We start from the raw sequence: 24,020 nt of genomic DNA, 5'->3' as shown, positions 1-24,020 counted from the left end.
AAGAATTTGTACCGAAGACAACCAGGCTGAAGCCCTAATTTTAAACATTTTCCATTTACGGCACCACAAAACCGGAAAAGCTCGGGTCTCTTTAACAAAAACTTTTCTTTTTTATAAATCTGCGGACATGGTCCGAATGCCTTTAAAATGGTAAATTAACTTCCTTATAAACCACAAATCAAAAACTTATGAAAAAAAATGACCTGCTTTTGTTGACCGGAAAAATCCCGGTCTTATTAATGTTGTGCACCCTGTTTGCCTGCAGTAATCCCGAACCGGAAGATTTTGCCCTTCCCGAAGCGGAAGCCATGACCTATGCCTCCGGAAGCTCCGGACTTGCCAAACGATGGGCACCTGTCCACTACATGGACGTAGATGCCACGGGTACCTATTCCGAAGGCGGTAAATCCGATTACATTACCGCAATAGATTACGATGGCGACTGGAATGCGGAAAACAACTGGGAAAACCTGCCTGCATATGGCGACGCCCTTTATGCGCACTGCTATTATTCTGTCGTGGAAACCACTACCCATTGGTTTATCATCTACGCATTTTTTCACCCGAGAGACTGGACAGACATTTTTTTCCTTTATGAGCTCGACCAGCACGAAAACGACCTGGAAGGCGTAATGATGATCGTAAAAAAAGACGGTTCTGTTTATGGTTCTCTGCAAGGCGCTGTAACCGTAAGCCATTCGGACTTCTACTCTTATACTACGGCCAACAGTCCTTTATACAGCGGACTGGAAAGCGTGGACGGGGTATTACAGACGGTGGAATTCCAGGGAGAACAACACCCGGTAACCGCGCAGGAAGCCAAAGGTCACGGCCTTAAAGCCTGGCCCCAGTATAACATAAACGGCGATGGCATCATTTACTATCCTTCTATGACTGACATTGCCCAGGTACCTGCGGATAATTACGACACTTATGTAGAATACAAGCTGGTAGATATCTTTGAAGCCGGAGGTTTATGGGACCAGCGGTCAAATACCGAACTGTTCTTCGATGCCGGGGGTGGATTCAAGGGAAATAATTTCGGTACCGGGGGTGCAAATGCTCCATGGGCATGGAACGATAAGGATGACGGCCTGGTACAATCCGGCGAAATGGCAACAGACCCGGCAAAACTCACCGACAATTATTTCTACGGTTTGGGAGAATTTTCGCATGTATATGTCAACAACCAGTATAATAATACCTCCGGGGGAATAGCTGTTTTTTACCAGCATTGCAATTACGAAGGTTATGCCGTAGCGCTCCGTCCGGGAGATTACACCCTTGGAGAACTGCAGTCCTACGGTATCACCAACGATGATATTTCTTCTTTAAAACTGGAAAACGGATATGAAGCAATCCTTTACCGGGACAATAACTTTGCCGGAGAGTCCCTGAGAAAAACAACATCGGACGAATGCCTGGGAGACGATGGGTTTAATGATGAAGTAAGTTCTATAAGAATATCAGCTATGTAGAGGACCAGGAGGAAAAGTTGATAGGTTTTTTAGTTGGTAGTTGGGTCGTTCGGAGTTTTGGAGTAGAATTATTAAAAGAATAGATATCTGTAAACATGTTGTGTAATAACCGGGGCTTCGTTTGAGCACTCAGCTGCCTTTGCCCTGGCTGAAAGATGCAATTCGCCCTTAGCCGGGGGCGCGAATTAACTCCGAACTCCGGGACTAAGAACTAAAAGACTCCTGCTACCCGGACTATTATAAAAAGAGAAAGAGGCCAAATGGCCTCTTTTCTGGCTGCCAGGCACCCCTACCCGACAGCTCAATCCAAACAACCTAAATTTTACAGTTGATAATTTTATTGGTAAAAAATAATAGACAGATTGTTAAACCAAACTATCAACTGTATATCTGTATATTTTTAAGTTCATTACTTTAAATCCGGTAACCCATTTTATTTTTTCCAAATCCGACTTCATCCTCTGTAAACTCACTCCTGATCACTTTGTTATTTACCGTTGCATATATTTTTGCCTTCTTTAACTACGGAGATCAATTCGCGGTTTGTGCTTATTTCCGTCTCTTCCCCGGTAGAATATTCTACTACCAAAGGGTAATTTATACTGGTATGCAGATTACCTATCTGGTCTATGAACTTATAAAAGTCCCCGTCATTCTCTAAGGTAACGCTACCGTTGGACTGGTTATTGGCGTTATACGTCAGCATTTCCAGCGGATATTGAAAATTGATACAGGTAATGCGGTCTTCCGGAGTATCCTCGCACATTTCCTTCAGCATGGTAAACTCTTCACTGGAATTCACCTTTATCTCCGTATATCCCCTGGACAATATCGTTGCGGGAAATTGCAATGTAACCGGTATTTCCAATTCTTCCACTATCCGCTTGACAATACTCAGGTCTCCTTCATTGTTGATCATCCGTACCGCCCCGTTGAGGGACACTGCTACCGGAAGCTTTACCGTGCCACAGCTATACCCGTCCAGAAAATCATCGGATCTTCCGTTATTGGCCGTAGCTCTTTGAATCCACACCGCCATTTCGGAACCGGACGTAATAACCAGGTCAGGATCTTCCCCTATCATTTCACTCACTTCGCTCTGGCAGGAAAAAAATAAAAAGAACGTCATCCATACTACCCGAAGGTTTCCCGGGAAACCTCTCTCTATATTCCCGGCGTATTTCGTCATTAAAACAGTTGTAATCGCAAATACCCTACCCCTCATTTCATTTTTTTTTATTTTTTCCTGAAAAAAAGCCCGGAAAGGCATTGACAGGTTATAGATTTAATATTCGATATCACAGTATGTGACTGCAATGTACACAGACAGTTGGCAGTAAACAAGTCCCAAAAGAAGAATAAAATAAATATTACTTTTTCCGGATACCAAAATTTTTCTTCTGTTTAAAGCCAACCGGGCTTTCCTTCTATTTCCAAAATAAATATCTTTGTTGCTAGACAGATGTTAGATCTATGCTACGACAAGACAGCCCGGTATGCTCGGAAAAGACATATACCTCTCTTTACAATACCTATGCGGAAACGCTGAACAACTTTATTTATTACAAATGCGGGGACAGCAAGGAAGCGGAGGATATTGTACAGGAATCTTTTGTCCGACTCTGGAAGAACTGTAACCAGGTACCTTTTGAAAAGGCCAGGGCTTTTTTATTTACGGTTGCCAATAATTTGTTTCTGAATATAGTGGCCCACAAAAAAGTGGTGCTTCATTATGCTAAGGAAAAAAACGGTGATGTAGACCGGGAAAGCCCGCAGTTTGTCCTGGAAGAAAAAGAGTACATGAACAAGCTGCAAACGGCCATTGCCAATCTCAGCGAAGCACAACGAACGGCTTTCCTCATGAACAGGATAGACGGCATGAAGTATGTACAAATAGCAGAAACCCTGGGCATATCGGTAAAGGCAGTGGAAAAAAGGATACACAAAGCTTTGGTAAGCCTGAGAAATGAAATAGAAGGGATATAGGTTTTTGATTTACACATTTTGGATTACAGACCAGAAGAACCACTAAGATGTTACCCTGAAAACAACAGATTGTAAATCGTAAATCACAATTCGCAAATCCCGGGAGGTAGGGTTTTTGCCCTCAAAACTGTTAAATGACTAAATACCAGAAATGAAGAACGATATCCTGTTAGCAAAATGGCTTAGCGGTGAGATTTCAGAAGAGGAGCTCGAAACCCTGAAAAGATCCGGGGATTTACATGCTTACGAGAAGATCGCCACCTATGCCGGCAGGTTAAAGGCTCCGGCCTTTGACAAGGAAGCTGTTTTGCAAAAAATACAGCAGGCCAGGCAGCATTCTTCTTCCGGGGTCCGGCGAATTTATCCCTGGAAACGTTTTGCGCAGATAGCCGCCGTAATCAGCATTGTCCTGGTTTCTTATATTTTCCTTCGCAAAGAAGACACCGTCATTTCCACTGCCAATGCAGAAAAGACAATCCTTGTACTTCCGGATGAATCCCGGGTGATATTGAACGCCGGGTCGGTGCTGACATACAGCGACAAAAAATGGAATGAAAAAAGAGAGGTTCAACTGGAGGGAGAAGGCTTCTTTAAAGTGGCCAACGGTAGTTCTTTTGACGTTAAAACCTCTGCCGGAACAGTCTCTGTCCTGGGTACGGAATTCAATGTAAAAAACAGGAAAAACTATTTTGAGGTAAGCTGCTATAAGGGAGCGGTCATGGTAATCCACCGGAAAGACACTCTAAAGCTCATACCCGGCGGAACCTTCAGGGCACTGGACGGAGAGGAAGCGAAAACAGAAAATACCATAGAAATCGAACCCTCGTGGCTGCGCGAGGAAAGCTCTTTTAAAAGTGTCCCTTACACCTTGGTTTTGAAGGAATTCGAAAGACAATATAACGTTCGTATTAATTTCCGGGCAGAAGCAAACCACGATTTTACCGGAAGTTTTAGCAATAAGGACATAGAAACCGCCTTAAAAAGTATTACCTTGCCATTCCGTCTAAAGTATAAGTTTACGGATGGCAAAAAGGACGAGATCACCATATATACCGATAAAAATTAGATTGGTCGGGGCCTTGTTACCCCTCTTTTACCTCTGCTTTTCTCCAGGCCTTGTTGCCCAGGACAAGGAATCTCTTGCCCGTATATTACCGGCGCTGGAAAACCACTTCCATATCAAGTTTTCTTATGCTGACGAAGATATTGCTTCACACAGAATTTTTCCTCCCGATCTTGAAAAACAGCTTCCGGAGATCCTCACGGAAATAGAGACCCAAACTTCACTGATCTTCAGAAAACTGGACGGCCGGTACTACGCCATTACCCGGAAAACAACAGAACTTTGTATCACGTTAAAAGATGCTTTGAGCGGCGACCCGGTGGTAGGTGCCACCGTGGAGATAGCGAAGGATAACCGCTTTGCCGTGACCGATACCCTGGGTAATTTCCATTTTTCGGACATTTCCGGCAATACGGAGCTCCTTATCCGGTCCATGGGATACAGGACTACGAATATCTATGCAGCCGAATGGACAGACACTCCCTGTAAGACCCTGCTGCTCCAGCCCGAATACCAGGAGCTTGAAGAAGTTGTGGTTAAACAATACCTCACTACGGGACTTCAAAAGAAAATGGACGGGAGTGTAGGAATCAGCACCGAAAGCTTCGGGATCCTTCCCGGGTTGGCAGAACCGGACATCCTCCACACCATACAGGCCCTGCCGGGGGTAAAAAGCGTCAATGAAACCGTATCCAACATCAACATACGCGGTGGCTCCCACGATCAGAACCTCATCCTCTGGGACGGTATAAAAATGTACCAGTCCGGCCACTTCTTCGGGTTGATTTCCGCTTTTAACCCTTATCTCACCCGGAACGTATCGGTAATAAAGAACGGGGCAAGCGCCCTGTATGGCGACGGGGTAAGCGGTACCATAGACATGTATTCCGCCAATGAGATCGATAATGCCTTTACCGGGGGTGGCGGGTTTAACCTCATCGGAGCAGATGCTTTTGCACGTATACCACTGGACAAAAAGCTGGCCGTACATATCTCCGCCAGGCGTTCCGTTACCGATTTGGTTTCCACGCCTACATATAACTCTTATTTTGAGCGGGTTTTCCAGGATTCTAAAATAACCGATATAGATAACCAGGAAGTCTCCGAAGATATTCAGCGAAATGAAAATTTCTTCTTTTATGATACCAGCCTGAAAGTCCTGTACGACCCACACGAAAAACACAAAATACGGGCAAATGCCATTCTGTTCAAAAACAGTCTTTTATACGATGAAAGCACGGTTTCCACATCCGAATCCAAACAGAGCACGCTGGACCAGCAAAATCTCGCTTTCGGTGCCAGTGTGGAAAGCGAATGGTCTGCCAGGTTTACGTCTTCCGTTAATGCCTATTACACCAAATACAATCTCGATGCGGTAAACTACACTCTTTTTACCGACCAACGGCTCATACTGAACAACGAGGTGCTGGAAAGCGGTGTAAGGATGCACACCAATTACAAGATAACCAACACTATAAACCTTCTGAACGGGTACCAGTTTTACGAAGTGGGCATTACCAATACAGACGACATAAACACCCCGAGGTTTCGTGTAAAAGAAAAGGATGTGATAAAAAACCATGCCTTTTTCTCGGAAGTCAGCTACCAGTCCCCACAGAAAAAGACTTATATAAGGGCCGGGCTCCGGGTAAACTACATCGGGAAATTTGAAAAACACATCTACGAACCCCGGCTGAACATACATCAAAAACTCAATCGCCGGCTCGCCCTGGAACTACAGGGAGAAATGAGAAGCCAGGTTACGAACCAGGTCATTGACCTGCAAAGAGATTTTCTCGGGGTGGAAAAAAGGCGGTGGATATTGTCCAATAATGACGATCTGCCCGTAACCAGGAGCAAACAGGCTTCCATCGGGATCAATTACAACCGGAGCAGTTTCTATACGGGCCTGGAAGCTTTTTTTAAAACGGTGGACGGTATTACCACATCCGGACAGGAATTTCAGAACGAAGGACAATACCTGAGAACCGCCGGAAGCTATACGACTAAAGGCCTGGAATTCCTCATCAATAAAAAAACCGGGAGGTACAGTACCTGGCTGAGCTATACCTATTCCATGAACGACTACGAGTTTGAAGCGCTTGACCCGGCTTCTTTTCCGAATAACCTCGACATTCGCCATTCTGTTTCCTTTGCCGGGACCTACATCATAAACAACCTGAAACTCGCTCTAGGACTTAACTGGAATTCCGGGCGGCCGTATACCACACCACAGGCGGGCAATGAAGTCATGGAAAGGCAAACGGGTAATACCATCAACTACAACAGTTCCAATAGCGACAGGCTCCCCCGTTTCCTGCGTGCCGACCTGTCCTCTACCTATAACTTTGCCATGAGTGAAAAAGTGAATGCTACCGTAGGTATAGCCATATTGAATGTATTCAACAAGAAGAACACCCTCGATATCTATTACCGGCTCGAAGACGACCGGAGTACGGATATACAACGGGTGGAAAACCTTTCACTCGGTATAACCCCCAACATGACCTTCCGTGTTTTCTTTTAAGGAATTACCCGAATACAAAACCCCGGTAACGCACAATTACCGGGGTTTCTGCAACTAAAAATAAAAAACTTAAAAACTAACTAACTTCAAAATAATTGATATGAAAACATCATTCTAATAATTCGTATTTAAATTGTGGGTATCCACGTTGTCCGGAAGCATTCATAAAGGCGGTAAACTGTAATTTGTAATAGTTCCCGGCAGCGTCTTTTACAACAAAGTACCTATCATTCCTTACCTGTGCCGTACCTCCGAAACTTGCAGTTTGTCTCCAGTCACTGCCAATAACAGCCCTGTCGTTAAATTCAAATTCGGACTCTTTTACATCCGCCCTGGTAAATTCTTCAAAAGAGGGTTCTCCGGTCTCAACCGTTTCTCCATCTGTTGTTTCTGCTGTAAACACCGTATATAACCCTACATTGCCCAAAGTGTTGTGCAAAGCATAATCCGAGTAAGCCGCACCTGCTACCAATCCCCTCATACTCCTCCCATAATAGGAAAATACACTGGTAAAATTGATATCCCACTCTTCTTTGGCAGGTTCTACAGCTACCTCAGTTCCGTTTACTATACTAAACGCTTTTATATTATAACTATCCTCTTTGGTAATAACTACTTCTTCATGGGTGGTAGCATCCAGTTCGGCATATTGCAGGGTATAACTATTTCCGTCGGTCAGTATGCGGATCTTATAGAAACCCCGATGATCTCCTGTAGTCAATATCTCTCCGGGGTCTGGTGTTTCCGTCGGGATCTCACTCCCTGCAGAAATGATATATACCTTATTGTTTGACTCCGTTGAAGAAACTTCTGCAATTGTGGTCCCGCTCAACGTTCCTTCTTTACTATCCGTGAAAGAAATTTCGTTTTCCAGGTCCCCGTACATACCATAACCCAGGGGAAGCCCTGTTTTGAGTTCCTCTACGTTATGTATGCTTACATCCAGGGTTTGTCCCGTGTTTGGATTTAATGATTTTAACTGTAAAGACGTCTCAAAAACCGTATTGCTGTTCACCGCATCTATATCTGTAAATTCCGGAAGTTCTGCAGCCGTAACGAGGATAGCGGCATTGAGGAACACCCTGTTTTGCGAACCGGAATAAAAGCCCAGTTCCCAGGTATCTCTTTTTACTACCGTGGTTTCGGAAGTACTCAGGTCTATGTATACCTGGTTGGGCTGGTTAGGTCCTCCCGACTCCACATCAACAGTTGCGGATTCTACCACAGGTACTTCGGGTGCTGTTCCCGGACTGTCATCATCGCTGCTGCATCCGGCGATCAGTAAACCCGTAACAAGGATTTGTGAAATAAAAAATCGTTTCATATTTAGGTCAGAATTTAAAATTATACAAAAGTTTGAGGTAAAAAGACCTTCCGTACCCCAGCAGAATATTGCCGGGAGGCGCACCGTGTGCAGATCCTGCTATGGCGGTGGTATTTACGCTAACCACATCGAGCAGGTTTCTCGCTCCCGTGGTGATTTCCAGTTGTTTGTTGAAAAAAGTCCGGTGAACACTGGCATCCAGCCAGGTGAAGGCATCCTGCCTTCCTTTGACATATACGGCGTCACCGGAGTCGTCTGTTTGCTGTACGTACTGCTGCTCTTTACCATTATATTTCAACTGGGCAAAAAATGTGGTCTGTATGGACGGGACGGTATAACTCAATGATGTATTTGCCGTAAACGTAAACAGGTAGTCATCTTTCGGATCACTTTCGTCACCGAGTTCCTGTGATACTCCGATGTAACTCAATCCCAGCCCTGCACGCATATTTTTATAATACAGTGTATTTTCCAGCGAAGCTCCCAAAACCCGGTGTTTGTCCAGGTTCATATAGCGAAAACTGCCCGCGGAATTGTCGCCGCTGACCAAAGCCAGGTTTATCTTGTCTTTTATATCGAAATAAAATCCTTTAAAGGCATTGACAAGCTTAACTTTCTTCAGGTCTGACTTTTTCTCCGCGGAAAGCAATACCGATATACCGTCTTCCGGTTTCAGATCAGGGTTTCCGTGGACATCGTGGTTCGCGTCCACGAAATAATAGAACAGCTGGGTAAATGAAGGTGTTTTGTAAGCGGAGCCGAAAACTCCTTTCAATTCTATGTCATCCGCAGGTTTGAAAGCTGCGGTAAGTCCCCATATCCAATGATTGTCGTACATGGAATTGTTATTGAGGCGCAGCCCGGGATACAGGGAAAACCGGTCTGTGAAATTAAGATCCGCCGAAGCAAAAACATCGTAGTTCTCCAGCCTGTTTTCTACGATATCCGCAGAATATCCGCTTGCGGTTGCGTCATACCCTTTTTGATTGGTAAACTCATACCCCACGGCCAGATCAAAAAAGTCCGATCCGGAAAAAATACGGCTCAGTGTTCCTTTGGAAAACAGCAAGTCACTGGATTGATCGGTTATATCCAGGGTTACTTCCTCTTTCCTTTTTTCCCCTACATTATAGATATACCTCATGTTATCGCGTTCCTGTTTCTGGAAGGAAAGAGAAAGCGTATAGTTCATGGATCTCAGTTTTCCGTCCGCGTAAAACTGGTGTAAGAAACGCGAAGAACTGTACCTGGTGTCATTGGCTGTAATCCTGTAGTTGTTGTTTTCTATCCTGGCATTGACCGCATGGTTGTATATATCCAGGGTCTCATCCAGATATCCGAATTTGTAGTAGAAACTAAAATCAGGGGCCGTGTAATTAAGGCTTCCCGTAAGATTTATTTGATCTTTAGGATTCCATTCATGTCCCCTTAACCCGTCGTTGACGACACTGTTTCCCTGCACTTTAAAGTAGTCTTTACCGCGATAGTCGTTAAAAAATCCCTGAAAATCGTTCCGGTTGAATCCTGCGGTAATATACAATCTGTCGGTTAGATTATGACCGATATTCAGGGTCTGTATGTGTCTTCCCTTCCGCGACCAGTCATATTCCCCTCCCACCGTTTCTTCCTGAACCGCGGCTTGTATCCTCCAGCTACCTTCTATTCCTCTTTTGGTAATAATATTAATAACACCCGCTACGGCATTATCTCCGTACAGGACCCCCATGGCTCCTTCTACGATTTCTATGCGTTCCACATCATCCAGGTTGATCTGGGTTATATCTATGTTATTGCCGTAACCATTATCGCTCACCAACGGAATATTGTCTACCAATATCTTTACATAATCCCCGCTAAGACCGAACATCCGCACGGTAGACCTTCCGGATTGCGCATCGGGAACCACATTGATATTCAAATAATAGTGAAGCACATCCGCCAGGTTATTTCCGGCAACCCGGTCTATACTCTGACGGTCTATCTGGCTTACTGGAAACAGTTTTCCCGGGATATTTCTTCTTTTAAATTGATCTGTAACAATCACCTCCTGAAGTTCATTCAGCTCAACAGAAGTAGTATCCGCCTGCGATTGTGCCAGGGCCGAAAACGGTATCAGTACTCCTGAAAAAAGTAGTATAATATATTGGTGTAAATGTGTAATCATTGCTCTCTTGCAGTAAATCTTGTTATTCCCCGGTCACCATATTTTATCCATTACTATTTGTTTCCACCTCGGATAGGCCGCTATGATCAGCCAGATGTTTATAGCCAGCAACCCTGCGGTTTGTAATAACTCACGTATATCATCAGGCTCCAGGAAAAGATGAAAAAAGAATATATTAAGGGTAACGGGCAAGGCTATTATGGCTCCCAGGATACCCAATACCTGACTGAGCAGCAATATCCCGGCGAGAAATTCCACCACCCCGAGAAAAGGCCAGAAATACCCTGTTTGTTTCATCCCAAAAATGTAATTCCGGATCTTCAGCACCTTAATATCCGATGTGAGGTCTTCGCCGTTTTGGACCTGTTCTATCATTTGGGTCGGCTCCGGAATGGGCTTGGAGAATTTTGCTATGCCACCATATGCCAGCATTCCCCCCAGTAATAACCGAAGCACGATATGGATAATCTTTATAGCCATGTGTTTTATTTAGAATGATTATTAATAATTTGAAGCAAATATATAATTAATTTTTATTCAATCTAAATAAAATTACTAAATTTGTCCACAGATCACCGGATGATTTCCGGAATAACAAGTCATCTGTAATATTTTAAACTAAACCACAAATTATGATGAAAAACTCCGTTTTGCTTCAGGCACTATTAGCATTCGGGTTCATTGCCTCAGGCTATGCACAGACCGCAAAGGAAAAAGATATCCGGTCTATTAAAGACATGTGCGGGTGCTATGAAATAACCTTTAATTTCGCCGAGACTTTTGCCCCGGACAAGGACTACGAATTTCACGATCGCTATAAAGCAGGGGCCCTGGAATGGGTAACCCCGGTAAAAGAAGACAACAATAAGATTGTTCTGCAGCATCTTCTTATTGTAAATGACACTATGATTATCAAACACTGGCGGCAGGACTGGCTTTATGAAAATACCGACCTGTATACCTTCTATAAAGACAACCAGTGGAATTATACAAAACTGGACCCTGACGACGTAAAAGGGCAATGGACACAGAAAGTATACCAGGTAGATGACAGCCCCCGTTACGAAGGTTCGGCAACCTGGGTGCATGTAGATGGTAAGAATTACTGGGAAAATACCACGGATGCTCCTCTTCCCCGAAGAGAACACACCAAAAGAAACGATTACAATGTTACCAGGCGAACCAATCGCCAGGAAATTACCGACTACGGCTGGTTACACGAGCAGGACAATGATAAGGTGATAAGAGATGATAAGGGTGAAGATACGGTCCTCGCACAGGAAAAAGGCATGAACTACTACAGGAAAGTAGAAGATTCCAAGTGTGACCCCGCCAAAAAATGGTGGAAAGAAAACCAGGATTACTGGGCCAGAGTCCGTGCGGAATGGGATGAGATCTTCGAAAGGAAAACCACTTTAAAACTGCTCCCAAAAGCAAATGACAAAAGATTGTACGAAGTATTATTTGGTATGGACACCAATGCTTCTGCCCAAGATATTAAAGATGCAATAGTGCCCTTTATTGCTCCCGATAATTATCGGGATTAGTTTTCATCTATGGTTAACTATGAACCGTCTTGTCCCAAGCAAGGCGGTTTTTTTAGTTTTGGAGTCGGGGAGTTTTGGAGTTGATGAGGGGGTTATATAACTCCGGAACTCCACAACCAAAAAACTCATTCCTCTTCACCTCCGACTTACAACCAGGTACTCCTCAAACTTCACGCTTCATGCTCCGTACTCCATGCTTCCAACTTCTCACCCCATCATCACATTCTTTCCGGCACATCAATACCCAACATGCACAAGCCGGACGCTATGACTTCTCCCACCTTTTTAGCAAGCTGAACCCGGAACCCCTTACGGGTTTCTTCTTCCGCTCCTAATATGGAAACATTCTGGTAGAATGAGTTAAACTCCTTTACGAGATCATACGTATAATTGGCAATCACTGCCGGGCTGTAATTCTCGGCCGCATTACCAATGATCTCCGGGAAGGCTTCGAGTTGTTTCAGCAATTCCTTTTCCTTCTCATGCAATTCAATTTCTCCTGCCCCCAGGCTGAAATCTGCCCCTTCCGCTTTTCTTAATATGGATTGAATCCTAGCATACGTATATTGTATAAATGGCCCTGTATTCCCTGCAAAATCTACAGACTCTTCCGGGTTGAACAATATCCGCTTTTTCGGGTCTACCTTAAGGATATAGTACTTTAAGGCCCCGAGACCGATAATCCGGTATAATTCCTTTTTTTCTTCTTCCGAATAACCATCCAGTTTCCCCAGTTCCCTGGAAATATCTTCGGCAGTATCTGTCATTTCCACAATAAGGTCATCGGCATCCACGACCGTTCCTTCCCGGCTCTTCATTTTTCCACTGGGCAGATCCACCATGCCATAACTCAGATGATACAGGCTCTGCGCCCAGTCATAACCGAGTTTTTGCAATATGAGGAAAAGTACCTTAAAGTGATAATCCTGTTCATTCCCCACGGTATATACCATGCCCCCGATATCCGGGTGGTCTTTTACCCGTTGAATCGCCGTACCGATATCCTGGGTCATGTAAACCGCGGTGCCGTCTGCCCGCAAAACGATCTTCTCGTCCAGGCCTTCATCTGTAAGGTCTATCCATACGCTTCCGTCCTCTTTTCTATAAAATACTCCTCTGCCCAGGCCGTCTTCCACCACGTCTTTACCCAAAAGGTAGGTATTGCTTTCGTAATAATAAGAATCGAAGTCCACCCCCAGGTTCCTGTAGGTAATCTCAAATCCGTCATACACCCATTGGTTCATGGTTTTCCAAAGGCTAACAACCTCTTCGTCTCCCGCTTCCCACTTCCGCAGCATTTCCTGGGCTTCCAGCAAAAGTGGCGCTTTTTTGGCCGCCTCTTCCCTGGTCATGCCTTCCGTAACAAGGGTTTCTATTTCCTTTTTATATTCCTTATCAAAAAATACATAGTAATTCCCTACCAATTTGTCTCCTTTGAGACCCGTAGATCCGGGAGTTTCACCATTCCCGAATTTTTGCCAGGCCAGCATGGACTTACATATGTGTATCCCCCTGTCATTAATGATCTGGGTTTTATATACTTTCTTCCCGGCCGCTTTGAGTATCTCCGCTACCGAATATCCGAGAAGGTTGTTCCGTATATGTCCCAGGTGCAAAGGTTTGTTGGTGTTGGGGGAAGAATATTCCACCAAAACAGCTTTTCCTTCCGGGTCGGGAGTGACGTATCCGTAATTCTCCCGGTCTTTTATCTCATGAAAGAAATCCAAATAATACCTGTCGCTTATCACCAGGTTCAAAAACCCTTTAACCACGTTAAAGCGTGCCACTTCTTCTATGTTTTCCTCCAGGTGTTTTCCGATCTGCTCCCCGATAACCTGTGGGTTACCTTTGATCTGGCGAAGCATGGGAAAAACAACTACGGTAACATCTCCCTCGAAATCCTTTCGGGTTGGCTGTAGTTCTACCGTTTCGAGTTCGGCATCAAATATCTTTTTTACGGCTTCTTTTACGTTGGTAATAATAAGGTCTTGTATGTCCATCTACATATTTTTTGTCCTGTACAGGCGTGCAAAGATAAAAAGACTTTGGATTTTAAATGTCAGATTTCAGATTTGCTTTCGGAATTAAAGGATCACAGTATAAAAACAATTATCTCTATTCCCAAAGACGCGATCCGATCCCCTATCTCACGTCTCATATCTAATATCTTGTATCTAAAAAAAGAGTATCTTTATAAAAAATTTCCCATGCTTCTCTATGCTTCCTGTAATGAGACCAAAAACAAGAAAAAAATTGAAAAGGCAGTAGGCAAACCCTGTACTATTGCGGACAGAGTAAAGATCGGAGGGGTACACTCCCCGAAAATGGATATAGTATCGTCTTCCGTACAGCTACACAACCTGCTTATCTTGAACAAGGCCATCAGCACCTCGTGTACCATAGAATTAAGGCCCGGGGGAATTATTCTGCGGTTTTATGCCATCCTGGACAAATATATCCTCGTTATTCCTTATCACAAACTTTCCATCCACAAGATAAACACCGATATTTATGCGATCCACAAAGATGATTATCACGTAAAAATAGATGTCAAAAATGAAGAGGGGCGTGATTTTATCAAGAAAATACTCAAGTCCAAATCAGACAGCTACCCTACTTTTGTAGACGACCTATAAAAACGGAAGATCTGAATTACCTACCCCTATCGTTTTGCACTTCTTTTATAGCTTCAAACAAGGCTTTGAAACAACCTGCCTGGTCTCCCTGCTCATCTTTATTCTCTACTTTTTCATAATATAAATCCAGGAAATTATCGGCCCCGGTCCATACGGTATGTACCATCCCACGGAACCTTTCTTTCATTTCCGGTGTGGAGTTTGCCCGGTAATCCAGTATTTGATTCAATTGCATTCTCGCCACTTCCTCCTTACGCCAGGGACATGTCACTACATCGAAACCTTTCATGGCAAAGTATACCGCGGTAGGATCGGCACGCTCGTAATGCCAGTCACATATCACCACATCTTTGGGGATCAGGTCTATGGCCCGGTGCGTATTGTTCATACTGGCTTCCCACATACCTATCCCGGTTGTTTTACCATCGATAAGCCGGTCTCCCCATATCCAGAGTTTTTTCCCTTTTTCCGCCAGGTGATTCCGGATTTCAGTAACCTCCCCGGCATAAAGTTCCGCCTTATCCCTTCCGCCACATCTCGGACACTTTTCTTCACCTATATAAAAAACCTCATCCATACCGGCATGAAAGGCATCGGCTTCGAATACTTCTGTTATTTCATCTACCAGTGCAAAGACCACTTCGTGAACTTCCGGGTGTAACGGGCAGTAGCTTTTGCAATACAATCCGTCTTTATTTGGCCACTCGTAGTTTTTCGGTATTTTTACATGGGGCGTTTCGTCAAATTCGGGATATACCTGAAGAAGCTTACCCAGGGAACCCGCCCAGGACTGGTGCCCCAAAAGATTGATCTGGGGAATAATACGGATATCGTGCTTTTTACAAACGTCTACTATACGCTTCACATCTTTCCGGGAAAGGGCTTTATCATCAACCAACTCCGGATGGGAGGTATACCGGTAGTTGTAATCCACTCTCAGAATAAGCGTATTCACCTCATGGTGTGCAAGTTCCTCATCTATAAAACGTAAAAAACGATCCAGTCCGTCCGGATCCGGTGCAGCTATGGCAAGTCCCCTTACCGGTAAAACACGGTCTGCACTTTGTTGAGAAAAGACAGAAAAGCTGACAAAAAGCGAACAAAGCAGGAATAATATTTTTTTCATAGTAACAGTGTTTTGACTGTGATATTTACACAATTTCCCTTAAAAAAAGAAATCTTTTTCATCATAGGTGGATATACACCCATATTTGCAACGTAACTAAAATAACTATATTTGTCATCATGCCAACTTTAACCGATGAAAAAATCGCCAAAGGATATCCTATACGACCTGAAGCATGAAAGTAATGAGCAATCATTCGAGATCTTCTTTTCCTATTATTACAGTCCTATCCTCCTGTGGGCAAACAGCATCGTTAAAGACCCGGATACCGCCAAGGATATCGTACAGGATTTTTTCCTGGACTTCTGGCAAAAAAAACGCTATCTCTCCATTACTTCCGATCTTTCGGCTTATGTGTTCCGGGCAGTGAGAAATTCTGCATTAAAACACGTAAACCAAAAGAAAAAAGTCGTTTCGGAACCGGCTTTAGAAAACAATATCCCGGAAGAACTGCCGTATCGTGAACTGGACCGCAAGGAAATTATATATAAGGCAATAAACAGTCTTCCTGAAAAATGCAGGGAAGTATTCACCCATTGTTGCATATACGGAAAAACCTATGGAGAAACGGCAGAAGACCTTGGGGTATCCATCAATACGGTCAGAACTCATATGACCAGGGCCTTCAAATTACTCCGGGAACAATTGCATCCGTCCCTCTTTTTCCTTTTGCTGACAAAAAGAAATGATTTTGTACTGACGTAACCATCATTATCTCCAAATGTCCGAGACTCCGGATATTACCGGGTTTTTCAGCACGTACACATACCCCGTATCGGGAGCGGGTTTTTAAATTTCGAAAAAAAATCAAAAATACGTTCACATCATTTCTTCTTTTTTAACTCTATTAACAAAAGACACACCGGAATGACCTCCGAAATTGAAAAAATATACATTAAAGTAATTCTCAATCACCCTCTTAATTTCAGGGAAGAACAGGTATTGGCCAAAAGCATTGAAGAAGATCCGGCCCTGAAGCCATTTCTCAGACACCTTCGGGATATCCGCAACGTCGCTTCCTCTTTTGAAGAAGTCGATCTGGATGAAAAAAAAGCGCTTCACGCCTTAAAAAAGCGGATGAATTTTCCCCGGAAACGGGTTATTTTCCTCCGCTCATGGATGAAGTACGCTGCTGTTTTCCTGGGAATAATAGCCACCGGTTATGGCATATATACCTCCCGGAACAACCGGAATACGGATACGGGATCTCCGAAGATCACGCTGCAACTGGGAGATGGTACTGTTCGTGAACTGAATGAAAAAGATGTAGATATCATTACCGGAAAGGATGGCCGACAGGTGGTCGTCCAGGAAAAAAATGCGCTCCGGTACGAACGGAAACTATATCCGGAAACGGATTCCGTTACAGATAATTTATTGACTGTTCCACATGCTAAAACGTTTCAGTTAACACTTTCGGACGGTACACATATCTACTTGAATTCCGGAACCAGGATAAAATATCCCGAGACCTTCCAGGGCAGGAAAAACCGGGTGGTACAAATAATTGACGGGGAAGCCTACTTTTCGGTCACCCGTGATACCGCACACCCTTTTATCGTACAAACCGGCGATATGGATATTAAAGTACTGGGGACCGAGTTTAATATTTCAGCATACCGGGATGACAGGCATGCACGCGCAGTACTGGTGAAAGGTTCTGTACATGTGGCTTCCGTCACCGGAGAAAAAACACTCGTGCCAAGGGAAATGGCTTCGTTTGACAAAAAAGGGAAAACACTTTCCGTAAATCCTGTGATGGTGGAAAGTCATATCGCATGGATCAACGGCAAAATGCTTTTTATCAACGAACCTTTTCAAAGCATTGTAAAAAAGATAGAAAGGAGCTACGGTGTAAAGGTAATCAATCAAAACAGGAGATTACAGGATGCTCATTTTTACGGAGATTTTGATATAAACGAGGAAACGGTAGAAGACGTATTAAAAATATTTTCCACAGGAAAACCTTTTTCTTACGAAATAGAGAGTGACATTATCCGGATAAAACCGGACTCAGATAAAAACTAAAAATAACAAACACCATATGCCTATGATGTAAAAAACAACGCCAATTGTTTTCAGCCATAATCCGGATTGATATGCCTGAAAAAAGGGAAATGCGCCAACATTTCCCCTCAGAAAACTTATTAACAATTATAGTGACTAACCATTGAATAAGTTCTATCAAAATTATGAAAATTAATCGCCTAAGAATGAAAATCTCGGTGTTTTTAATGTTTTTTTTCGTGCTTCAGATCACGGCCTCTTCCGGTCTTGCACAAAAAAAACTGGTATTTGACCTTCAAAATGTTACGCTGAACGACGTACTGGAAGAGATCAAAAAACAAACCGATTACAAGTTCTTTTTTGAAAGGGAAGTTATAAACCTTTCTCAGAAGACCTCTTTAAGAGCAGAAAGCGAAACTGTGGATGTTATCCTGAAAAGGTTGTTCCAAAACAGCCGGGTTACCTTTACCATCATCGAAAACCAGATCGTTCTCACCCGTCAGATAACGCCCGACATTAAGCCTGTCCATCATGCCGAAACTCCGGTACAAGAGGTAATTTCCGGAGTCATCACAGATCAGAACGGGATACCGCTTATGGGTGTTACCATCCTTGTAGAAGGCACACAAACCGGGACCACAACCGATGAAAACGGGAAATATGCCATTGCCGCGGCAGAAGGAGATACGCTTTTATTCACCTATATCGGGTTTGCCCGTCAATCTGTACCGGTAAGCGGAAACAATACCAATATAAACATCACCTTACAGGAAGAAGTACATTCCCTTGAAGAGGTAGAGGTATCTGTGGCTTTCGGTAAACAAAAGCGCATTAGTATTGTAGGCGCCCAGACTTCCGTAAATGTAGATGAGTTGAAGCAACCGGTATCCAACATCAGTACTGTCCTGGCCGGTAGGGTAGCAGGGTTAACAGGAGTACAACGTTCCGGATTACCCGGATATGACGGGGCAGATATCTGGATCCGGGGTATTTCCACATTTACCTCGGCAGGAAACGGACCGTTAATATTGGTGGATGGCGTGGAACGGTCTATGGATAATATAGACCCAAGAGATATTGCCTCGTTCACTATTTTAAAAGATGCATCGGCAACTGCAGTTTATGGGGTCAGAGGTGCCAATGGTGTAGTTCTCATAGAAACCAAAAGAGGAAATACAGGAAAACCAAGAGTGCAGGTAGATTATAACGAAGGGATTACTTATTTCACCCAGGTGCCGAAACTGGCGGACGGAATTACTTATATGAATTTAGCTAACGAAGCAAATATCACACGTGGAGGAACAGCAGTATATTCTCAGGAAACCATAGACAGAACCGCATCAAACTATGATCCTTTCCTATACCCAAATGTGAATTGGTTTGACCAGGTATTTAAAGATTTAGGCAGAAACAGACAGGCAAATGTAAATGTTAATGGAGGAGCCGAACAGGCAAAATACTACGTATCTCTGAGTTATTATGATGAAACGGGATTGTTTAAAACTGCAGATGATCTGGAGAGTTATGATTCGGACACAGGATTTAAACGTTATAATATCACTACCAATTTAACTTTGGATATTACAAAGACAACGCATGTTAACCTGGGTATTCAGGGCTATTTATCCGAAGGAAATTATCCGGCTATCGATGTTGAAGATATTTTTAATTCTACTTTGGAAGTCCCCCCGATAGAATACCCGGTTATGTATCCCGGGGGGTATGTACCCGGTAAAAGTGCCAATGGCGATTTGCGTAACCCGTATGCCGATTTAACCAAACGGGGATATAAAAATGAAATAAGAAATCAGCTGTATTCAAATTTAAACATTACTCAGGATTTGGATTTGATTACTAAAGGGCTTACATGGTCCGGATTATTTTCATTTGATGCTTATAACGCACATACCATTACCAGATCTAAAAGAGAGAGTACTTATTTTGTAGATCAGACAAACCCCTACAATGAAGATGGTACACTGAATTTACAGATGACTTATGAAGGAAATAACTATCTAAGTTACAGCAGAGGTAATGGAGGGAATCGCAGGTTTTATTTACAAACTTCGTTTGACTATGACCGTACTTTCGGAGATCATACTTTCGGGGGCCTGATCTTATTTAACCGTACGGATTACGTCAATGCTTTTGCCGATGATCTTACAGGTTCTATCCCATACAGAAATCAAGGGTTTGCTGCCAGGGTTACGTATTCGTATGCTAACAGGTACTTTTTAGAGTTAAACGGAGGGTATAACGGTTCGGAAAATTTTGCACCGGACAGGCGTTACGGTTTTTTTCCTTCCGTAGCGGCAGGTTGGGTGGTCTCTAACGAGAAATTTTTCGAACCGTGGAGCGAAACTATTAATTTCCTGAAATTGCGCTATTCCGATGGTAAAGTGGGAGGAGCTTCCGGAGCAGGACGTTTTGCCTACCAAAGCAGAGTAGAAGAACACAGCGATTACGGATTTGATTTTGGTGAAAACATCCGCTATACCAATGGTATACGGGAAACATATCAGGGTGTGGATGTTACCTGGGCAGAGTCCAGAAAACAGGATATAGGATTAGAACTGAATGCTTTTGACAGTAAATTCAAATTAACCGTAGATTTCTTTAAAGAGCACACTACAGGGGCATTCTTACAACGTCAGGATATTCCTAATTATATAGGATTAGTGTCAGATCCTTATGGCAATATAGGAGAAACAGAGAATAAAGGAGTTGACGGCACGGTAGAATATTATACTGCTATCCATGATTTCAACCTGTCTTTCAGAGGTACATTCTCTTACAACGAAAACAGAATTATAGAGAACGGACAACCGGAACAGCCTCATACATGGTTAAACCGCCAGGGAAATCCTATTTTAGGAGTTTACGGATTGGTTACCGAACGGTTATTTACCTTGGATGACGATAAAGACGGGGACGGTTATATTACGGCAAATGATGGTTTCCCCGCGCAATACGGACAAATACAACCGGGAGATATTAAATACAAGGACCTTAATGGTGATGGGCAGATAGATGCTTACGACAGACAGCTAATCGGCGACGGAGATGTTCCCCGGTTAACCATAGGTTTTGGTCTCGGTGGTGAATATAAAGGTTTTGATGCCAGTATATTTTTTCAAGGGCAATTTCATGCTTCCCGCTTAATCTCGGGCAATAGTATTATGCCTTTTAACGGAGATGCCGGAAGAGGAAACTTATATTCGGTTGCCATAAACCGCTGGACACCTGAAAATGATGATCCTTATGCCATGTATCCCAGATTGTCCTACGGGGCGTCGGGAATAGCGCAAAACAATAACACCCAATCCAGTACCTGGTGGATGCGCGACGTCGATTTCCTTCGATTAAAATCCGCAGAAATAGGCTATACGTTGTCCAAAAACATTACAGACAAATGGCATATCGGTACTACACGATTTTATTTAAGAGGTACTAATTTACTGACCTTTACCAAATTTAAGTTGTGGGATCCGGAATTAAACACTTCCAACGGTAGCGCATACCCTAATATCTCTGTATGTTCTCTGGGAGTCAATCTACAATTCTAACAGTTATAAAGATAAAACACTTAAAATGTAATAATATGAAAAAATTGGTCATACTAATGATTACCGCATTTTTCATTTTTTCATGTAATGATGATTTTCTGGATCAGGTGCCCGATGATCGGCTTACTTTTGAAGAAACTTTTTCTGCCCGGAATACCGTAGAAGAATATCTTGCAGGCATCTACAGAAGGTTACCTAATGAATATGCACAACGTTATACGACAACACAAAACTCCGGCCCGTGGACAGGAGCTTCCGACGAAGGGGAATATGTTTGGTCATTCCCCTTATCCAATTATATAAATATAGGGGACTGGAATCCGACTACCGGGAATATAAGTACATTATGGAGTAATTTTTACCGGGCCATACGAGAGTGTTCTACTTTTATTCAAAACGTTGAGAACTGTCAGGACTGTAGCGCAGCGTATATCAGGCAATACACGGCAGAAGCTCATGTTTTAAGGGGGTTTTATTACTACGCCTTATTGCGTTCCTGGGGACCTGTAATTTTACTCGGGGATGAATCGACAAATGCAGATTCTGATGTATCTCAGTTCAAGAGAAACACTGTGAATGAGGTGGTAAGTTATATTGTCAGCGAGCTGGAAACCGGAGCAGAGGCTTTAGATGGAATTAATTTTAAGGGAAGTAACGCCGGCAGAATGAGCCGCCCGTTTGCCCTGGCTATTAAAGAAAAAGCACTTTTATTTGCGGCCAGCCCGATATTTAACGGCAATACGGATTATGCAGGCTTAAGCGACGACGAAGGAAATAATTTAATTCCGCAGTCCGTGGATGTGAACAAATGGAAAATGGCTGCAGATGCGGCAAAAGCGTTTATAGATGAATTTGTTCCGGGAACTTTCTCTTTGTATAAAGAATATAATGAAGATGGCTCTATTAATGCCTACCTGTCCTGCAGAAATGTAATGCTAAACGATTGGAATGAAGAGATGATCTATGAACGTCCCAGGGGAACTTTTTATCTCAATTATGATTGCACACCATATCATGCAGGTGAAGACAGCAGGGTTAAAGGAGCAGGCGGACTGGGAGTTACTCAGGAATTAGTGGATGCTTTTTTTACGGCGAACGGGCGATCTATCGATGACCCCGAATCCGGGTACCAGTCTGCGGGTTTTGTAGATTTTCAAACGCCTTATGACGACCAAAGCCGGACCATTTTCGCACAATGGGCCCATAGAGAACCCCGGTTCTATGTCGGTGTTACCTTCAATAATTCCTTATGGTTAAACAGAGATCATGGCGATGTTATTACGACTACCTGGTATTCGGGAAATTCCGGAAAAGGTTCCGGAGGAGGTAACGACTATACGCCGACAGGTTATATAGCAAGAAAAAACATCGCTCCTGACGGTTCTACCAGCCGGGCCATCCCTATGATCAGATTGGCCGAGATCTACCTGGATTATGCGGAGGCATTAAACGAATATGACCCGGGTAATCCGGACATATTAGAATATCTTAATTTAATCAGGGAAAGAGCGGGAATTCCCGAATATGGCTCATCAGGTTTGCCGGAACCGACAGGCCAGGACGCCGTACGCCAAGCCATACACAAAGAACGCAGAGTTGAACTGGCATTGGAAAGCGTAAGGTATTTTGATCTGATCCGCTGGAAAGAAGCTGAATATGCTTTGAACGGCCCTGCTCACAGTATGGATATTAATGCGACGAACGAAGAAGATTTTTACAGGGTAATAACCTTTGAAACACGGGTATTTCAAAAGAAACACTATTTGTTCCCTGTTCCACAGGGGGAAATCGATGCCAACCCGAAACTGGTACAAAATACCGGGTGGTAATACCGGATATGAACCCAATTCTTTTTATATACCGGAGCCCAAAGAAGAATCGTATTTCTTTGGGTTCCATTTTCGAATTTATTTAAAAACATGCCCATGAAAAAAGTATTCATTTTAAGTGTATTATCATTATTTGCATTGCAACTAACAGCTCAGCAAACCGAAACATTCCGAAAAAAAGGAAAAACCTTGGTATTCATAAATGAAGATTCCGGACTTGTCCCTGAAGTAAAAGAAGGCCTGGTAAGCACTTTTTTTAAAGTGTACCCGAAACTGGTAAAAAGATTCAATCCCAAATCCCCGAAGCGTGTAGAAGTTAAGATCGATACGGCTTACACCGGGGTTGCCTATGCACATGACGGTAAAATAACCATCAGCGCTGCCTGGCTTCGGAAAAAACCAAAAGATACGGATGTCATAACCCATGAGGTCATGCATCTCGTACAATCCTACCCTTCCGGAAGCGGCCCGGGGTGGATTACCGAAGGTATTGCCGACTATGTACGTTATAAATACGGTGTAGACAATGAAGGCTCCGGCTGGTCTCTTCCGGATTACACGGAAGGGCAGCACTATACCAATAGCTACAGAATTACAGCCAGGTTTCTCTTATGGCTGTCCGAAACGTATACGGAAAACCTGATCGTTCAGCTGGACAGACAGATGCGAACCGCTACGTATTCCGGGAATTTCTGGAAAAAACATACCGGCCATTCGCTGGATATGCTTTGGAAAATTTACATCAGAAATCCAAAACTGTCTTAACC

Annotated in this window: 17 protein-coding genes; 11 read left to right on the top strand and 6 right to left on the bottom strand. The window is 43.5% G+C overall.

Translation table 11 applies throughout. The features are described from left to right. The first annotated feature begins 188 nt into the window (after positions 1-188). Positions 189-1,478, top strand: coding sequence for a beta/gamma crystallin family protein (locus ACVBDU_RS18810; RefSeq protein WP_447181269.1), 1,290 nt, complete (start codon positions 189-191; stop codon positions 1,476-1,478). Positions 1,479-1,965: 487 nt separating this feature from the next. Here the strand turns inward: ACVBDU_RS18810 and ACVBDU_RS18805 are convergent, their stop codons facing one another. Continuing rightward, on the bottom strand, positions 1,966-2,703 hold the full coding sequence (locus ACVBDU_RS18805) for a hypothetical protein (RefSeq protein WP_447181268.1): 738 nt from the start codon (positions 2,701-2,703) through the stop codon (positions 1,966-1,968). Positions 2,704-2,951: 248 nt separating this feature from the next. On the opposite strand from ACVBDU_RS18805, the gene ACVBDU_RS18800 reads away from it, so the two are divergent. The 3 genes from ACVBDU_RS18800 to ACVBDU_RS18790 all read left to right on the top strand — a co-directional run bounded on the left by ACVBDU_RS18800 (position 2,952) and on the right by ACVBDU_RS18790 (position 7,054). Then, entirely contained in the window at positions 2,952-3,464 is a 513-nt protein-coding gene (locus ACVBDU_RS18800; RefSeq protein WP_447181267.1) for an RNA polymerase sigma factor, read from the top strand. A gap of 151 nt (positions 3,465-3,615) precedes the next feature. Next, a complete protein-coding gene (locus ACVBDU_RS18795; protein ID WP_447181266.1) occupies positions 3,616-4,530 on the top strand; it encodes a FecR family protein in 915 nt (304 codons plus the stop codon). Beyond that, positions 4,487-7,054 (top strand): TonB-dependent receptor, encoded by a 2,568-nt coding sequence (locus ACVBDU_RS18790; protein ID WP_447181265.1) that lies wholly within the window; start codon positions 4,487-4,489, stop codon positions 7,052-7,054. The genes ACVBDU_RS18795 and ACVBDU_RS18790 overlap by 44 nt, the downstream gene beginning before the upstream one ends. Positions 7,055-7,163: 109 nt before the next feature. Here the strand turns inward: ACVBDU_RS18790 and ACVBDU_RS18785 are convergent, their stop codons facing one another. From ACVBDU_RS18785 to ACVBDU_RS18775, 3 genes are read right to left on the bottom strand one after another with little or no spacing between them, the layout of a single operon-like run. Further along, the gene (locus tag ACVBDU_RS18785; protein ID WP_447181264.1) at positions 7,164-8,378 is read right to left on the bottom strand and encodes an HmuY family protein; all 1,215 of its coding nucleotides are present in this window, start codon (positions 8,376-8,378) and stop codon (positions 7,164-7,166) included. 7 nt (positions 8,379-8,385) lie between these two features. After that, on the bottom strand, positions 8,386-10,542 hold the full coding sequence (locus ACVBDU_RS18780; RefSeq protein ID WP_447181263.1) for a TonB-dependent receptor plug domain-containing protein: 2,157 nt from the start codon (positions 10,540-10,542) through the stop codon (positions 8,386-8,388). A gap of 33 nt (positions 10,543-10,575) precedes the next feature. Next, positions 10,576-11,022, bottom strand: coding sequence for a DoxX family membrane protein (locus tag ACVBDU_RS18775; protein WP_447181262.1), 447 nt, complete (start codon positions 11,020-11,022; stop codon positions 10,576-10,578). A 155-nt stretch (positions 11,023-11,177) separates the two neighbouring features. Here ACVBDU_RS18775 and ACVBDU_RS18770 point away from each other — a divergent pair, with 155 nt between their 5' ends. Then, positions 11,178-12,089: a DUF6607 family protein gene (locus tag ACVBDU_RS18770; protein ID WP_447181326.1), complete on the top strand. Its 912-nt coding sequence runs from the start codon at positions 11,178-11,180 to the stop codon at positions 12,087-12,089. A gap of 218 nt (positions 12,090-12,307) precedes the next feature. Here ACVBDU_RS18770 and argS read toward each other — a convergent pair whose 3' ends face one another. Next, positions 12,308-14,089, bottom strand: coding sequence for an arginine--tRNA ligase (argS, locus tag ACVBDU_RS18765; RefSeq protein WP_447181261.1), 1,782 nt, complete (start codon positions 14,087-14,089; stop codon positions 12,308-12,310). Positions 14,090-14,296: 207 nt separating this feature from the next. On the opposite strand from argS, the gene ACVBDU_RS18760 reads away from it, so the two are divergent. Further along, entirely contained in the window at positions 14,297-14,725 is a 429-nt protein-coding gene (locus ACVBDU_RS18760) for a hypothetical protein (RefSeq protein ID WP_447181260.1), read from the top strand. A 16-nt stretch (positions 14,726-14,741) separates the two neighbouring features. Here ACVBDU_RS18760 and ACVBDU_RS18755 read toward each other — a convergent pair whose 3' ends face one another. Continuing rightward, entirely contained in the window at positions 14,742-15,851 is a 1,110-nt protein-coding gene (locus ACVBDU_RS18755; protein ID WP_447181259.1) for a family 20 glycosylhydrolase, read from the bottom strand. Between the two features lie 135 nt (positions 15,852-15,986). Here ACVBDU_RS18755 and ACVBDU_RS18750 point away from each other — a divergent pair, with 135 nt between their 5' ends. From ACVBDU_RS18750 to ACVBDU_RS18730, 5 genes are all read left to right on the top strand, one after another. Next, entirely contained in the window at positions 15,987-16,556 is a 570-nt protein-coding gene (locus ACVBDU_RS18750; RefSeq protein WP_447181258.1) for an RNA polymerase sigma-70 factor, read from the top strand. Positions 16,557-16,718: 162 nt separating this feature from the next. Continuing rightward, entirely contained in the window at positions 16,719-17,879 is a 1,161-nt protein-coding gene (locus ACVBDU_RS18745) for a FecR family protein (RefSeq protein ID WP_447181257.1), read from the top strand. A 206-nt stretch (positions 17,880-18,085) separates the two neighbouring features. Then, on the top strand, positions 18,086-21,424 hold the full coding sequence (locus ACVBDU_RS18740; protein WP_447181256.1) for a TonB-dependent receptor: 3,339 nt from the start codon (positions 18,086-18,088) through the stop codon (positions 21,422-21,424). A 35-nt stretch (positions 21,425-21,459) separates the two neighbouring features. Next, positions 21,460-23,253 carry a RagB/SusD family nutrient uptake outer membrane protein gene (locus tag ACVBDU_RS18735; RefSeq protein WP_447181255.1) on the top strand — a complete coding sequence of 598 codons (1,794 nt, stop codon included), beginning with the start codon at positions 21,460-21,462 and terminating at the stop codon, positions 23,251-23,253. Between the two features lie 96 nt (positions 23,254-23,349). Next, positions 23,350-24,018, top strand: a complete 669-nt coding sequence (locus tag ACVBDU_RS18730) for a basic secretory protein-like protein (protein WP_447181254.1) — start codon at positions 23,350-23,352, stop codon at positions 24,016-24,018. Positions 24,019-24,020 lie beyond the last annotated feature (2 nt).

The organism is Sinomicrobium endophyticum (assembly GCF_052983315.1).
The sequence above is the reverse complement of the archived record's forward strand: the minus strand, read 5'-3'. Positions and strand labels throughout refer to the sequence as shown.